This is a genomic window from Sphingobium sp. BHU LFT2 (assembly GCF_018604485.1).
Classification (GTDB): Bacteria; Pseudomonadota; Alphaproteobacteria; order Sphingomonadales; family Sphingomonadaceae; genus Sphingobium; species Sphingobium yanoikuyae_A.
Genome location: NZ_JAFCGW010000001.1, coordinates 457,377 through 471,988, shown reverse-complemented (window position 1 = coordinate 471,988; position 14,612 = coordinate 457,377). Strand labels below are relative to the sequence as shown.

General features: G+C 67.0%; 10 protein-coding genes. 3 read left to right on the top strand and 7 right to left on the bottom strand.

Annotated elements, in window-relative coordinates:
• Window positions 1-36: 36 nt before the first annotated feature.
• Both JQK15_RS02305 and JQK15_RS02300 read left to right on the top strand, forming a co-directional pair.
• Complete coding sequence (locus JQK15_RS02305) at window positions 37-306, top strand: SemiSWEET family transporter (RefSeq protein WP_004210495.1); 270 nt, start codon at window positions 37-39, stop codon at window positions 304-306.
• A gap of 80 nt (window positions 307-386) precedes the next feature.
• On the top strand, window positions 387-2,945 hold the full coding sequence (locus JQK15_RS02300; RefSeq protein ID WP_251007516.1) for a PepSY domain-containing protein: 2,559 nt from the start codon (window positions 387-389) through the stop codon (window positions 2,943-2,945).
• A 336-nt stretch (window positions 2,946-3,281) separates the two neighbouring features.
• Here the strand turns inward: JQK15_RS02300 and JQK15_RS02295 are convergent, their stop codons facing one another.
• From JQK15_RS02295 to JQK15_RS02275, 5 genes are all read right to left on the bottom strand, one after another.
• Window positions 3,282-3,548 carry a hypothetical protein gene (locus tag JQK15_RS02295; protein WP_161730190.1) on the bottom strand — a complete coding sequence of 89 codons (267 nt, stop codon included), beginning with the start codon at window positions 3,546-3,548 and terminating at the stop codon, window positions 3,282-3,284.
• Between the two features lie 127 nt (window positions 3,549-3,675).
• The gene (locus tag JQK15_RS02290) at window positions 3,676-4,545 is read right to left on the bottom strand and encodes an FAD:protein FMN transferase (RefSeq protein WP_214863174.1); all 870 of its coding nucleotides are present in this window, start codon (window positions 4,543-4,545) and stop codon (window positions 3,676-3,678) included.
• A gap of 110 nt (window positions 4,546-4,655) precedes the next feature.
• Window positions 4,656-5,528: a DUF4198 domain-containing protein gene (locus JQK15_RS02285; protein ID WP_010337107.1), complete on the bottom strand. Its 873-nt coding sequence runs from the start codon at window positions 5,526-5,528 to the stop codon at window positions 4,656-4,658.
• A 15-nt stretch (window positions 5,529-5,543) separates the two neighbouring features.
• Window positions 5,544-6,077, bottom strand: a complete 534-nt coding sequence (locus JQK15_RS02280; RefSeq protein ID WP_214863172.1) for a DUF2271 domain-containing protein — start codon at window positions 6,075-6,077, stop codon at window positions 5,544-5,546.
• 17 nt (window positions 6,078-6,094) lie between these two features.
• On the bottom strand, window positions 6,095-6,739 hold the full coding sequence (locus JQK15_RS02275) for a PepSY-associated TM helix domain-containing protein (protein ID WP_004210504.1): 645 nt from the start codon (window positions 6,737-6,739) through the stop codon (window positions 6,095-6,097).
• 309 nt (window positions 6,740-7,048) lie between these two features.
• Between JQK15_RS02275 and JQK15_RS02270 the strand changes: the two genes are divergently transcribed.
• Window positions 7,049-8,164, top strand: a complete 1,116-nt coding sequence (locus JQK15_RS02270; protein ID WP_214863171.1) for an MlaA family lipoprotein — start codon at window positions 7,049-7,051, stop codon at window positions 8,162-8,164.
• A 117-nt stretch (window positions 8,165-8,281) separates the two neighbouring features.
• Here the strand turns inward: JQK15_RS02270 and JQK15_RS02265 are convergent, their stop codons facing one another.
• Complete coding sequence (locus JQK15_RS02265; protein ID WP_214863168.1) at window positions 8,282-12,943, bottom strand: NAD-glutamate dehydrogenase; 4,662 nt, start codon at window positions 12,941-12,943, stop codon at window positions 8,282-8,284.
• Between the two features lie 332 nt (window positions 12,944-13,275).
• The gene (locus JQK15_RS02260; RefSeq protein ID WP_214863166.1) at window positions 13,276-14,550 is read right to left on the bottom strand and encodes a PAS domain-containing protein; all 1,275 of its coding nucleotides are present in this window, start codon (window positions 14,548-14,550) and stop codon (window positions 13,276-13,278) included.
• Between the last annotated feature and the right edge of the window lie 62 nt (window positions 14,551-14,612).

Genomic DNA, 14,612 nt, shown 5'->3' with positions numbered 1-14,612 from the left:
TGGCTAAGTGCCGCCGACGACAGGCATGGGGGCAGGATGGCACGACATCTCGACGAGCGGACGTTGCGGGTGGTCGGCTGGATCGCGACCGTCACCGCCATCCTCATGTATGGTTCCTATCTGGACCAGATCCGGATGAACCTGGCCGGGGACAAGGGATCGGTGATCCAGCCGCTGGCGACCGTGCTCAATACCTGCCTGTGGGCGGCCTATGGCTGGCTGCACAAGGACAAGGACTGGCCGATCATCGTCGCCAATGTGCCCGGCATCATCCTGGGCGCGACTTGCCTTTACACCGCGCTTTAGGGCTGATCTTTACCCGGTTTGCTTGAAACTAAGTCGCAATTGCATTCATGTTGCAGATGCGTAATAGGCTGGGCTTTCGGATGGCAGCCAACGGAGCCCAGGTGACCAAGCGCATATTGTTCCAGATCCACTGGTTCCTGGGGATCACCGCCGGCCTGGTGCTGGCGCTGATGGGCGTGACCGGCGCGACCATGAGCTTCGAGGACGAGATCAGCGAGGCGCTGTCGCCGCGCCTCTATGCGCCCGGCGTGCCTTCCAAACCCGACCTGTCGCCCGACCAGTTGATCGCCAGGGTGCAGGCCGACAATCCGGGCTATTATATCGCGCGGCTGGACTGGGAAATGGCGCGCGACCGGTCGCACAGCGTGCGCCTGTCGTCGAGCGAAGGGCGCGGTCGCAAGCAGGGGCAGGTCGATCGGGCCACCGGCGCCTGGCTTGGCGCGCCGGCGGGCGAAGGCTTTTTCCACCTGATGGACGATCTGCATCGCTGGCTGGCGCTGCCGGGCGGCGGCAATGGCATCGGTCGGCAGATCACCGCCTTCAGCGCGATTGCGCTGATCTTCTTCGCTCTGTCCGGCCTCTATCTGCGCTGGCCGCGCCAGGCGCTGGACTGGCGCGCCTGGCTGGTGCTGGACCTGCGCAAGACCGGGCGCAACCTGTGGCGCGCGTTGCATGTCGTGATCGGCACCTGGGTGCTGCTCTTCTATCTGCTGAGCGCGCTCACCGGCCTGTGGTGGAGCTATGACTGGTATCGGCAGGGGGTGATCTACAGCCTGACCGGCAAGGCGCCGAGCGAGGAAGGGCGGCGGCCGGAGAAGCGCGACGGGATCGCGCCGCGCCCGTCGATCGATCCGGCCTGGACCGCCTTCCGCCGCGCCACCGGCAATGACTATATCTGGGTGCGCATCACCCAGCCGGCGCCGTCGCAGCCGATGAAGACGATCAGCTTCGACGCCCGGCCCGAAGGCGCGCGCCATCTGCGCCAGACCGACAAATATAGCTATGATCCGGCCAGCTATGCGCTGGAGAAGCGCGACCTCTATGATCGCCGGCCGCTGGGCGTGATCATCACCCAGAGCGTCTATGAACTGCACCGCGGCGCCTTTTTCGGGCTGCCCGGCCGCATCATCATGATGCTGACCAGCCTCACCATGCCGCTGTTCACGGTGACCGGCTTCCTGCTCTATCTCTCGCGCCGCAAGCGCAAGCAGGCGGCACGGGCGCTGGCCGGCGATGTTGTGGCGGTTGCCGGCGGCGACATGGGCGGCGGCGACCTGCTGATCGCCTATGCCAGCCAGACCGGGACGGCCGAAATCCGTGCGCGCAATGCGGCGCAGGCGCTGGCCCATGGCGGGGTGCGGGCACAGGTGGTGCCGGTCGGACGGCTGACCCGGGACATGCTGGCGGGGGCGCAGCGCATCCTGTTCGTCGTTTCGACTTATGGCGAGGGCGAGCCGCCGGACATGGCGCGCGGCTTCGCCAGCCGGTTGCTGCGCGGCGGAGCGATCGATCTTGGCCATCTCCATTATGGCGTGCTGGCGATCGGCGACCGGGAATATCCCGATTTCTGCGCCTTCGGCATCGCGGTCGACGGCTGGATGGCGGGGGCGGGCGCGCAGCCGCTCTTCCCGCTGATCGCCATGGGGCATGACGATGAAGCGGCGGAGCAGGCCTGGCATGATGCGCTGCATGATCTGGGCGCGGGCGAGGGTGATCGGGGCCAGATGGTGATCCCGTTCACGCCGTGGCGACTGGTGGCGCGCCATGCGCTCAATCCGGACAGCCCGGCGCTGACCGCCTATCATCTGCAGTTCGAGCCGGTCGGCACGGATGTGCCCGAATGGCAGGCAGGCGATATCGTCGAACTCCACCCCTGCAACGCGCCCGAGGCGGTCGAGGCGCTGCTGGCCAGCCAGGCGCCCGAGGGCGACCTGATCGCGGTGCCGGCGGCGTTGCGGGCGGAACTGGCACGCGCGATGCTGCCCGAAGCCGGAACCCCGCTCACCATGGCAGAAGCGCGGGCGCTGCGCCCGCTGCCGGCGCGCGAATATTCGGCGGCGTCGATCATGGCCGATGGCGTGCTGGACCTGGTGGTGCGGCAGGTGCGCGATGATGACGGGCGGCTTGGCATCGGCTCGGGCTGGCTGACCGCGCATATGGCGCCGGGCGAGACGACGATGATGCGGGTGCGGCCCAATCCGGGCTTCCGCACCGATCCGGCGGCGCGCGGCGCGATGATCCTGATCGGCAACGGCACCGGCATTGCCGGGCTGCGCGCCCATCTGCGCGCCGCCGCGCATGACGGGATGGGCGGCCACTGGCTGCTGTTCGGCGAGCGCAGCCGGGCGCATGAGCGCTATTTCGATGCGGCACTGTCGGCCTGGCTGGCGGATGGCACGCTGGCACGGCTGGACCGCAGCTTCTCACGCGATGCGGATTGCGGCCGCTATGTCCAGCATCTGCTGGCGGACGCCGGTGCGGAACTGCGCGAACGGATCGGCCAGGGCGCGACCATCCTGGTCTGCGGCAGCCTGGAAGGCATGGCGCAGAGCGTCCATGAGGCGCTGATCGCGATCCTGGGCGAGGCGACGCTCAACGATCTGGCCGAGGCCGGCCGCTACAAGCGCGACGTCTATTAAGGGCGGTTTGGAAGCGACCAGAGGCTGCCATCGTCACCCCGGCCTTGAGCCGGGGTCCCGCTTCTTTATCTGTTGCATAGAAAAGTGGGATGCCGGACCAAGCCCGGCATGACGGATGTGGGTAGGGCGGCTAACGACCAGAAGCTGACGTTTCCAGTTCCTCCCCAAGCTTGCTTGGGGAGGTGGCAGCGCGAAGCGCTGACGGAGGGGCAGGTGCCTCTTAGCGATGCGCTATCCGGCCTGTGCCCCTCCACCACTCGCTACGCGAGCGGTCCCCCTCCCCGTGCCGGGGAGGAATGTCTTGTTCCCACCCCTAATTGCCTCTGACACGGCAAATCATCGATGTTTGAAGGTCCAGCTTCGATCTTCGGCTTCCTCTCCGTTGATGAGATATTGCATTTGATGGGTTTCACCGTTCGGCCAGGCGACGAGTTCGTGATCGTTGATGAAATCAATGGTGATGGCGTCCCCATTTTCGGAGGCATCCCATATAAGCGTTAGCCTGTCGCCCGGCTCCAACTCAAAGCATTCTGGCCATGGTTCGACCGATACATAAATCGGGCCTTCCTTGCGGTTTACGAAGCTATGCTGGGTCTGCGCCATGGGCAGGGCATAAAACGCCTATCGTTTGGTGCCAAGCGTCAGCTTGTCTCTGTTCTCTATCGTAAGCAGCCATTCCGCAACCCACCCAACTCCGCCCTCTGGGGCGCCACCTTGCCCAAAGTCGCCGTCAGTCGGCCAGCATGGCGGCGAGGGTGGGGGTCATATATTCCTGGCCGCCGGTTTCGGTGCGCAGGATGAGGCGGGCGGCGAGGTTGTGGCGGGTGGCGAGGGCCATGCCGCGATCGGCGCCCAGCACGGTGATCGTGGTGGCCCAGGCGTCGGCCAGCATGGCGGAGGCGTGGAGGACGGTCACGGCAGCCACGCCCTCCGCAATGGGCGCGCCGGTCGCGGGATCGATGCTGTGCGACAGGCGGCGATCGCCCTCCATCCGGTAGCGGCGATAATCGCCCGAACTGGCCATGGAAAGGCCGCAGAGCGCGACCCGCAGCGTCGGGAGGTGGAGGCCCGGCGGCACTTCGGCATCGACCCACCAGGGCTGGATATCGGGCTTCACCCCTTCGCCGCGCAATTCGCCGCCAATCTCCACCAGGAAGTTGGGGAGGCCGAGGCTGCGCAGACAGGCCGCGACCGCGTCGACGGCATAGCCCTTGGCAATGCCGGAAAAATCGAGCGCGACGTCGGCGGTGCGCCGGGCGCGGTCGCCATTGAGTTCGATGCAGGTCCAGGGCGCGACCGAGGCGGTGGCGCTGCCGCCGGCGAGGGCCGGGCCGAAGCCCCAGCGCGCAACGATGCCGCCGATCGCCGGGTCGAAGGCGCCGTTCGACAGACGAGCCATGGACAGGCCCGCGCGCAGCACGCCCATCATCGCGGGCGGCAGGCGGGTCCATTGGCCGATCGGGCTGCGGTTGAAGCGGCTGATGTCGGAGCCGGCTTCCCAATTGCTCATCTCGCCGATGACGGCGGCCAGCACGGCCTCGACATGGGTCTGGCAGTCGGCGGGCGGATCGACGATGTGGGCCGACCATGTGGTGCCCATGGTCGGTCCGCCCAAAGCGACGATAGCGCCCTGACGCTGGCGCCCGGCAAATTGCTCGGGCGCCAGGTCGGGCGCTATCGCGATCCGGACGGGATTGCCGGCGGGCCGGGTCAGGGCGCCAGCACTTCCAGCGTGGTGATGTAGGAGGCGCGCTTCTGCGGCGGGCCGGCCGGCGGGGCGGGCGGTGCGCCCTCCGGCTTGCCGCCCTGCGCGCCCGGACCACCGGGGCCACCTTCGCGGCCGCCGCCGGTGCTGGCGTTCAGCCAGTACATGCCGGGGGCGCCCCATTTGACGGCCAGCTTGCCATCCTTGTCGGTGACGAGGTCCATCTGGCCCAGCGCATCGCGATAGCGGATGCCGCCGGGAATGACGGTGACCTTGAGGTCGGCGGCGGGCTTGCCGTCGAGCAGGAACTGGAAGGTCGCGGTCTCGCCCGACACCAGGTCATTGGGATGGGTCACCGGGACCAGTTCGATGCCGGTGCCGGTCGGCTTGAAGATGGTGGTGGTCGGCGCGCCCAAGGTCACGAAGATTTCGTTGCGGTTGCTCGCCTCGGCGGTCTGGACATTGGTGGCGCCGGCGGGGATCGCCTGCGCCAGATTGGCCTTGGTCGTGCCGCGCGGCAGGCGCTCCTGCTTGCCGTTCAGGGTGTAGCTGCCCATCACCATGGTCGAGACATTGGCGATGCGATAGGTGCCGGGCTTGGTCAGATGCACGTCGAAGGTCGAGCGATATTTGCCGGTGGCGGCATTTTCGATCTTGCCGGTGGTGCCATCCGGCTCGGTCACGGCGATGCCGTCGGTGCGCATCGGGAAATGTTCGAAATAGAAGAGGTCGTTGGAGACCGCCGCGTCGACCGTCACCCAGCTGTCGGTGCCCGACAGGGTGGTGGAGGAGGGCAGCATCCACTGGCGGTGGGCCTGGGCCGCGCCGGAGAGCATCAGGGCGGCAAGCGCGCCCGCGATCAGATATTTGGCTTTCATGGTCTTTGTCCCCTGTTACTTGCCGAAGCTGACGCTGACGGCGCCGAGTTCGCTGCTGCCCTGCGCCTTGGCGGCGACGCCGGGCCTGGCCGGCCAGGTGAAGGGCAGGCGGAGCAGTTCGCGGCCGCCGACTTCACGGGCGGCTTCCACCACCAGCGTATATTTGCCCGGACCCAGGGCGCCGAGCGGCCCCTTGCCGGCGGTGAAGGCGATCTTCTGGTCGCCCGGCGCGCGGGTCGCGCCCGATACGCCATCGGCCGGGAAGCTCATCGTGCGGCCCGACACGCGCCACCACTGGCGGATGTCGCGCAGCCATTTGGTGCCTTCGCCCTTGGCCTTGTCGACATCATACCAGACCGCGAGCGTGCGGGGGGCGGCGCCCTCCTTCTCCAGCCAGATGGCGACATAGGGGCGATGATATTCGGCAACCGACAGGCGCGGGATATTGACCGTGACGGTCATGGTCTGCGCGGCGGCCGGCGCGGCCAGCGCACCGGTAGCGCCGAGCGCGGCACCGCCGGACAGGATGAGCTTGGGACTGATCTGCATGGAAAGATGGACCCCCGTTAGTGGATGAAGAGGATGGCGAGCAGCGCCGGCAGCGCAAGCCCGATCGCGACCAGCGGCCAGGTGCTCGGCCGCTTGGCGGCGTGCAACTGGAGCAGCAGCAGGCCGGTCAGCGCGAACAGGAAGCAGGCGACGGCGAAGATATCGATGAACCATTTCCACACGGTGCCGGCATTGCGGCCCTTGTGCAGGTCGTTGAGGTAGCTGACCCAGCCGCGGCTGGTCGCTTCGCTGGTGACCTTGCCGTCATGCCGGTCGATCGACACCCAGCCATCGCCGCCGGGACGCGGCAGGGCGAGATAGACCTCGTCCGCCGACCATTCCGCCTCGCCCGCGCCGCTCTGGCCGATTTCCTTTTCGACCCATTGGGCGATCGGGGCGGGCAGGGGCTTCTTGGCATCGGGCGCGTCATCGGCCGCGACCAGCTTCAACAGCGGGGCGGGCAGGGTGGCGCTCTTCTCGACGGTCTGGGGCGAACCCTCGACATCGGCGGCATGGTTGAGGGTGATGCCGGTGAAGGCGAAGAGCAGCAGGCCGATCAGGCTGATCGCCGAACTCACCCAATGCCAGGTATGCAGCTGCTTCAGCCAGAATGCCTTGGCGCTCTTCTTTTTCTTGGGCTGGGCGCGGGCGGGAGCGTGCATCGAGAGAACGGCGAGTCCTGTGGGAAATGAGGTGGCCCGAATAACGCGAACGACTCGCAATTGCAAACCGCTCGCAACAGGAAAAATGTATCAAAATGTAAGCGGTCGGGAACCAAAGCGCCGCACGCGCGTCTCCGCCTGCCGCCTCCTGCTTGACCACGATACTTGACGGGTGCGGCACGCCCCCCTAGCGAAATCAGCTTGGACAGCGATGTCGCGGGGATGCGATGTCTGTTTATCGGCCCTTATCCAGGCCGTTGCTGGCCGTTGGGCCCGTCGTCCAGACGGGGCCGTGACAAGGGACGATTTATGCTGCTTTCGGTTGCCGCCACTGGAATGATGCTGATGGCGGGACAGGGGGAGGTCGTGGACAGCGGCGCTCCGGTGGTGCCGGCTGCGGCCGTGGCACCTGCGCCGGCGGAAACGCCCCAGACCGTCCCTGCCGATCCGCTCCAGCCAGCGCCAGCACAGGCGCCGTCACCCGACAGTCCCTATCCGCCGCCGGTCGTGCTGCCGACGCTGAGCCCGATCGCGGAGCAGCCCAAGGAAGAGGTGCCGGTCGATCCCAATGCGATCGTCGTGACCGGCGATACCGGGCTGCGCAAACGCGATCCCTTCGCCGCGATCAACGAACAGTCTTTCGAAGCGGTCCAGGCCGTCGACAAGGCGCTGATCGAGCCGGTGGCCAAGGCCTATAACAAGGGCCTGCCGCGCCCGGTGCGCAAGGGGCTGCGCAACTTCTTCTCGAACCTGGGCGAGCCGGTCGTGTTCGCGGCCTATATGCTGCAGTTCAAGCCGGGCAAGGCGTTCGAGACGGCCGGTCGCTTCGCGATCAACACGACGCTCGGCTTTGTCGGCCTGTTCGACGTTGCCAAGCGCAAGCCGTTCAACCTGCCCTATCGCCCCAATGGCCTCGCGAACACGCTGGGCTTCTATGGCGTGGGGCCGGGGCCGTATATGTATCTGCCGCTGGTCGGCCCGACGACGCTGCGCGACATCATTGGCGACACGGTCGACAAGATGATCCTGCCCTTCGCGGTGGGCAAGCCCTTCACCCAGCCCACGGTCGTCACTCCGATGGCGGTGCTGGACCAGCTGGGCGAGCGCGCGGCGTTCGACGAGCGCATCCAGGCGATCCGTTCCGACGACAATCCCTATGGCAGCTATCGCGACCTCTATCTCAACCAGCGCAAGGCGGAGATCGAGGCGCTGCACGGTCGCTACACGCCGGGCGTGACGCCGGTTTATGGTCCGGGGCTGCGCGTGCCGGGCAAGGACAAGCCGGCAGCCGATGCGCCGGAGGCTGCGGCCCCGGTTGCTGCGGAGCCGGCACCGGCGCCTGCTGCTGCGCCGGCCCCCGAACCGGCCCCCGAACCGGCGCCCAAGCCGCTGATGGTGCAGCCGCTGCCCGCCGACCCGCGCTGATCGCAGCGAAGGCACAGAAAAGAAAAAGGCGCCCGATCACTGGATCGGGTGCCTTTTTGTTTTTTTTGGGGGGGGGCGGCTGAAACCCCTTCCCGCTGACGGGAAGGGGCGATGGCCTCAGCGGCCGAGCAGGCCGCGGGCCTGACCGGCGATTTCCGCCAGCATCGCGACATTGGGCGACGCCGCTGCCTTGGCGCGCTGCACCAGGGCACGGAACTGCTGAATGCGCGCACCGCGCTCGATCAGCCATTTCTCGACATGGTCGGACACGTCCTTGCCCTTGCCCTGGGCCAGGAAGTCGAGCCGCACCTGCTGCATGTCGCGCGCGACGCCGGAGATGAGCAGGCGCTCCCACGGATCGGTCGGTTCCATGCGGGCGGCGGCCGACTGGACCCAGTCGATGCCGACCGCCTCGCCCAGATGGGTGAAGGCGCGGGTCAGCGCGATCTCGTCCATCTTCAGGCGACCGGCGAGCGCGGCGATGCCGACCGCGCCATCCAGCTTGAACAGGCCGGCGGTGCGCACTGCCAGCGTATCGGGCGCACCGAGCGAGAGCAGGCGATCGGTAACGGCGGTGACGCGACGCAGGGCTTCGCTGGTGAGCAGATCATCGACCTGGTTGGCGAGCGTTTCGACGCCCTTGGCCAGGATCGCATGGCCGGCGTCCGGCAGGGTGCCGGCGGGCACGCTGCGCAGGATGTCGGCGATCTGCGCGCGCATGCCGCTGGCGATGTCGCCGAACAGGGCCAGGCGGGCGGCTTCCGACATGTCGGCCGCGTCGATATCCGCCCACAGGGTGCGGATGTCGTAGAGACGCTCGGCGATCAGGAAGGCGCTGGCAAGATCGGCGAGCGAGCAGCCCTCTTCTTCCGCCAGTTCGAAGGGATGGATGATGCCGAGGCGGTTGACGATGCGGTTCGCAACCTTGGTGGCGATGATCTCCTTCTTGAGCGCATGGGCCGCGATCGCGTCGGCTTCCTTCTCCTGCATGGCGGCAGGGAAGGCGGCGGCCAGTTCCGCGACCATGCTGGGATCGGTGGCAAGGTCGCCATGTTCGATCGCGTCCTGCAGCGCCAGCTTGGCGGTGGAGAGCAGCACGGCGAGTTCGGGGCGGGTGAGGCCCTGGCCATCCTGACCGCGCCGCAGCAGCTGGTCATTGGCGGCCAGCCCCTCGACCTGGCGGTCGAGACGGCCGGTTTCCTCGAACGTTTCGATCAACCGGACATAGGAGGCAAGGTCCGCCGCGCCGCCGCTTTCGGCGATCGACAGGCCGAGCGCCTGAAGCCGGTTATCCTCCAGCACGATCGCGCCGACCGCATCGGTCATGCTTTCGAGCAGGGCATTGCGCTTGTCGAAGGGCAGGCGGCCTTCCGCCATTTCCTTGTTCAGCGCGATCTTGATGTTGACCTCATTATCCGAACAGTCGACGCCGGCACTATTGTCGATGAAGTCGGTGTTGATCCGCCCGCCATGCAGCGAGAAGGCGATGCGCCCGGCCTGCGTGGTGCCAAGGTTCGCGCCTTCGCCCACCACCTTGACGCGCAGCTGTTCGGCATTGACGCGCAGCCGGTCATTGGCCGGGTCGCCGACATCGCCATGGCTCTGCGCGGCGGCCTTCACATAGGTGCCGATGCCGCCGAACCACAGCAGGTCGTTGGGGCTCTTGAGGATGGCGGAGATGAGCGCGGTCGGCTCCATCTCGCTTTCGGTCACGCCCAGGATTTCCTGAACCTGCGGGGTGAGCGGGATCTTCTTGAGGCTGCGGGCGAACACGCCGCCGCCCTCGGAGATCAGGCCTTTGTCATAATCCTCCCAGCTGGAGCGGGGGAGGGCGAACATGCGGTTGCGCTCTTCCCAGCTCCTGGCCGGATCGGGATTGGGGTCGAGGAAGATGTGGCGATGGTCGAAGGCGGCGACCAGCTTGATCGCCTTGCTGAGCAGCATGCCGTTGCCGAACACGTCGCCCGACATGTCGCCACAGCCCACGACCTTGACCGGCTCGCTCTGCACGTCGACGCCCATTTCGGCGAAGTGCCGCTGGACGCTGATCCAGGCGCCCTTGGCGGTGATGCCCATCGCCTTGTGGTCATAGCCGTTGGAGCCGCCGCTGGCGAAGGCGTCGCCCAGCCAGAAGTCCCGCTCCAGCGCGATCGCATTGGCGACGTCGCTGAAGGTCGCGGTGCCCTTGTCGGCGGCGACCACGAAATAGGGATCGTCGCCGTCGCGCACCACCACCTGGGCGGGGTGCTTCACCTTGTTCTTCACGATATTGTCGGTGATCGACAACAGGGTGCGGATGAAGATGCGATAGCTTTCCGTGCCTTCGGCGAACCAGGCATCGCGGTCGACCTGCGGATTGGGCAGTTGCTTGGGGTAGAAGCCGCCCTTCGCGCCGGTCGGCACGATGACAGCGTTCTTGACACGTTGCGCCTTCATCAGGCCCAGGATTTCGGTGCGGAAATCGTCGCGCCGGTCGGACCAGCGCAGGCCGCCACGGGCGACCGGGCCGGCGCGCAGGTGGATGCCCTCGACGCGCGGGCTGTAGACCCAGATTTCGCGCCAGGGCAGCGGCGCCGGCAGGCCGGGGACCAGCGCGCTGTCGATCTTGAACGCCAGCGCCTCGGCCGCAGCCGGGGCATAGAAGTTGGTGCGCAGCGTCGCGGTGATGACGGCGCGGATCAGGCGCAGCACGCGATCCTCGTCGATCGAGCTGACCTGTTCCAGGCCCGCGTCGATCTCCGCCTGGATGGCGGTCGCCTTGTCGCTGCCGTCCTGCGCGGCGGGATCGTGCAGCGCTTCGAACAGGGCGACAAGATTGCGGGCGACGCCCTGTTCACGGCGCAGCGTGTCGGCAAAGGTCGCCATGCCAAAGGCGGTGCCGGTCTGGCGCAGATAGCGGAACAGCGCGCGGAACAGCACGACCGCGCGCGGCGCGAAGCCGGCGGTGACGATCAGTTCGTTGAACCTGTCATTTTCGGCGACGCCTTCGATCACCTGGGCGATCGCCTCGGTTACCACTTCGGCGCGGTCGACCACCGCCTGGGCATCGCCGCCGGCCGGCAGTTCCAGCACGAAACGCTGGACATGGCCGAGTGTGCCGCCGTCTATCGGCGTGGTCATCTCGTCGATCACGCGGAAGCCGAAATTCTCGAAGGCGGGGACGACTTCGGACAGGGCGATCGCGTCATGGCTGTAGAGCTTGAGGCGCAGCCGCTCGGCGCTGTCTTCCGGGTTGCGATAGATGCGGATCGACTTGTCGCCCGGACCCGACAGGCCGTGGATCAGGCGGATATCGACCGCTGCCTCGACCGGGCCGGCGCCGTTGCGATAGGCCATCGGGAAGCCGGGGGCGAAGCGCTGGGCCAGCGCCGCGGCGCGGCCGGCTTCCTCGCTTTCGGCCAGCGCTTCCTCGACGGCGGGCAGCCAGCCGCGCACCATCTGCTTGAGCTGACGATCGAGCGCGGCGTCATCGGGCACCACTCCGCCGTCGCGCAGGTCGAGGGTGATGCGCAGCAGCGCCAGGCCACCTTCCTCCAGTGCGATCGACCAGCTCAATACCGGGCCATTCGCCGCCTTGGCCAGCATGTCCTGGATCGCGACGCGGCGCGCGGTCGACAGTTCGTCGCGCGGCAGCCAGACAAAGGCATAGAGGTGACGGGCGAGCGCGCTGGTGGCGAGCACCAGCTTGGGGCGCGGCCGGTCGGTCAGCGACATGAAGGTGAGCGCCAGATGTTCCAGCGTGTCGCGCTCGAAGCCGATCAATATGTCATGCGGCAGGGTTGTGAGCGCATGGGCCAGCGTCTTGCCGGCATGGCCGGCCGGATCGAAGCCATATTTGTCCATCAGCGCCGACAGCGCCGAGCGCAGCAGCGGCACCTTTTCCGGCGAGGCGGCGAGCGCCGCGCTGGTCCACATGCCGGCGTGGATCGACAGGCCAGTGACGCTCTTGCCCTCACGCACCGGCAGGATGATGAGGTCCAGCAGCACGCCGCGATGGACGCGCGAGAGGATGTTGGACTTGATGATCAGCGGGCTGCGCTTGCCTTCCTCGAACCAGGTGAAGGCGGCCTCGCGCGAGGCTGGCGCGATCATCGGCTTGTCACGCAGCGCGCAGATGCCAAGCCGCTCTTCCGAGGTGCCGACGCGGCTGCACAGTTCATGGCCGATCTGGGTGAAATGGCCGGCGAGGAACCAGCGCAGCAGCGCGGCGCCTTCATCGTCGGTGACGGCATTGGCGTCGGCCGACATGGCTTCCTGCATGCGCGGCCAGTCGCGCACGGCGACGCGAACGTCGGCCAGCGTGTCTTCCAGCGCCTTTTCAAGCGCGCGGCGGGCCTTCGCATCGGCGCGGTCGGCCTCGATATAGATCATCGATTCGCGGCGGGCGCCCGGCGCATCATCGTCAAGGATCGCGGACAGGGTGCCATCGGCGCCGCGCGATATCGACAGGACGGGGTGGAGCAGCCGGTGGATGCTGATGTCGGCGGCCGCCAGGGCAGTGGCGATCGAATCGACCAGGAAGGGCATGTCGTCGTTGATCAGCGCGATCCGCATGAAGCGGCCGGTGGCGCCTTCGCCCAGCGTTTCGATCGCGATGCCAGGCTTGCCGGCCTTGCGCGCATTGGCGGTGCGGCCAAGGAACGCGGCGGCGGCAGCGATCGCCGCCTGATCAAATCCCTCGCTCTCGCCGGGCAGGGCGCCCTTTGCCAGGACGCCTTCCAGCGCCGCGCGAACAGTTGAATCGACTTCCTTGATATTGGGATCAGCCAGCGCCGTCATTCGCCTACCTCTTAGCCGCGGGGAAATGTCCCGCCGTTGCCGAAACGGAGGAGGCGCTGGAACACCGCCAGACGACTCCTTGTCCTAGGAGCATCTATATGCCCCTCTCACCGGATCGTCTCAAGTATTGGTCGAAATAAAATTTCGCGCGCGTGAAATATTATGATGCAGCGCAGCATGGTCGGGCCGCCCGTTACTGGCGGATATCGATGTCCGGAAGGCATGGCCCGAAGAGCAGGCATGCCCCTATGCACTTGGAAAGCCGCGATGTCACCCCAGGATGGCGCGTTTGCGACACGGCTGAGGGTGAGGGCCGGCGCCGAGGCAAGACCTTAGTCGGCGGCAGCCAGGATCACGCGCTGGCCCAGGTCCGATCCTTCCGGCAGCGCGCCGACGATCGCCAGCGTGCCATCGGCCTCGCGCCGGGCGACGACGACGGCCAGGCCGTCATTGTCGGTGGCGACGGCCAGCGGATCGAGCGCGGTGGCGCATTTCATCGTGTCGCGGGCGGTCTGGCGCTTGTCGGGGCGGGCGGGCATGTCCGCCCGGCGGGCGGCGCGCTCGTCGCGGACCAGGGCCTTGAGGCCACCATCATAACCGGCCAGATAGGCGGCGAAGCTGCCGACCGACAGGCGGGCGGTCGCGGCATGATCCAGCGCGGTTGCATATTCGGTGATGCGCGTCTTGTCATAGGCGGCGCCAAAGACCAGCTTGATGACGGCGGTCATCGGGCTGCGCGCCTGCGCCTTGATGCCATAATCTTCGAGCAGTTCGGCATATTCCTCGGCCGATCGGCGGGTCACCAGCGCGAAATCATAAGCAAGGCCGATCGCGCGATAGAGGGCGGCATGGCTGCGCGCCTCGCTGGTGCGGGCCTTTTCCGCGCCTTCGCGGGCGAGCGCCAGCCAGTCGGCAAGCGGCGCATCCTCGGTCGGCATCTCCATGCCGGCCAGGTCCAGCACGTCGTCATCCTCGTCCGCGCCCGGACCATCGGCCCAGATCGGCGCATCGCTGCGCGCCGGGGGATTGTGCAGCAAATTGGTGTCGACCTCGCGCTCGATCGCGACCGACAAAGCGTGGCTGGCCATTTCCTTCCAGTTGATCACGCCGAACACGAAGTCGATCGAATCGCCCTGCGCGGAAAAGGGCATCAGGATGCCACGATAGAGAATCTCGCGGCCGCGCTGGTTGATGAACTCCGCCTCGAATCCGATCGGCGCGGCATTGGCGATGATCTGGAGATAATGATCGGTCAGGCGCGACAGCAGCGAACGTGGCGGGACATCGGCGATATGGCCGATCGCCCCCTCGATCTCGCATTCCTCGCGCAGCGCGGTGCCGAGATAGACGATCGCGGGATTCTCGATGCCGGCGGTGAAATCGAGCAGCACGCTATAGGGACCGAAATCGTCCATCTGATCGGGCGAAAGATCCTCGATCAGGGGCAGGGCGCGATCGCCCAGCAGCGACGCCCAATAATTATAGGCGCGCACCTGCATGCGCCGTTCCTCATATCCCACGGCGAGCGGACGGTCGATCGCGGCATCACCGGGATATTCGAAATCGTCCTGGTCGTTGGCGACGTCATGCCCCCGCAGAATGTCCATCCGGTCGGTCCTTGGAACAGAGAATAAGCGACTTTGCGCAAGGCTGTGCCATGGGGATGGTA

Excerpts from the sequence above, each read along its gene's own strand:
- JQK15_RS02295 (WP_161730190.1), bottom strand. The coding sequence starts at position 3,548 with ATGGCGCAGACCCAGCATAGCTTCGTAAACCGCAAGGAAGGCCCGATT.
- JQK15_RS02260 (WP_214863166.1), bottom strand. The coding sequence starts at position 14,550 with ATGGACATTCTGCGGGGGCATGACGTCGCCAACGACCAGGACGATTTC.
- JQK15_RS02305 (WP_004210495.1), top strand. The coding sequence starts at position 37 with ATGGCACGACATCTCGACGAGCGGACGTTGCGGGTGGTCGGCTGGATC.
- JQK15_RS02270 (WP_214863171.1), top strand. The coding sequence starts at position 7,049 with ATGCTGCTTTCGGTTGCCGCCACTGGAATGATGCTGATGGCGGGACAG.
- JQK15_RS02290 (WP_214863174.1), bottom strand. The coding sequence starts at position 4,545 with ATGGGCACCACATGGTCGGCCCACATCGTCGATCCGCCCGCCGACTGC.
- JQK15_RS02275 (WP_004210504.1), bottom strand. The coding sequence starts at position 6,739 with ATGCACGCTCCCGCCCGCGCCCAGCCCAAGAAAAAGAAGAGCGCCAAG.
- JQK15_RS02285 (WP_010337107.1), bottom strand. The coding sequence starts at position 5,528 with ATGAAAGCCAAATATCTGATCGCGGGCGCGCTTGCCGCCCTGATGCTC.
- JQK15_RS02300 (WP_251007516.1), top strand. The coding sequence starts at position 387 with ATGGCAGCCAACGGAGCCCAGGTGACCAAGCGCATATTGTTCCAGATC.
- JQK15_RS02280 (WP_214863172.1), bottom strand. The coding sequence starts at position 6,077 with ATGCAGATCAGTCCCAAGCTCATCCTGTCCGGCGGTGCCGCGCTCGGC.
- JQK15_RS02265 (WP_214863168.1), bottom strand. The coding sequence starts at position 12,943 with ATGACGGCGCTGGCTGATCCCAATATCAAGGAAGTCGATTCAACTGTT.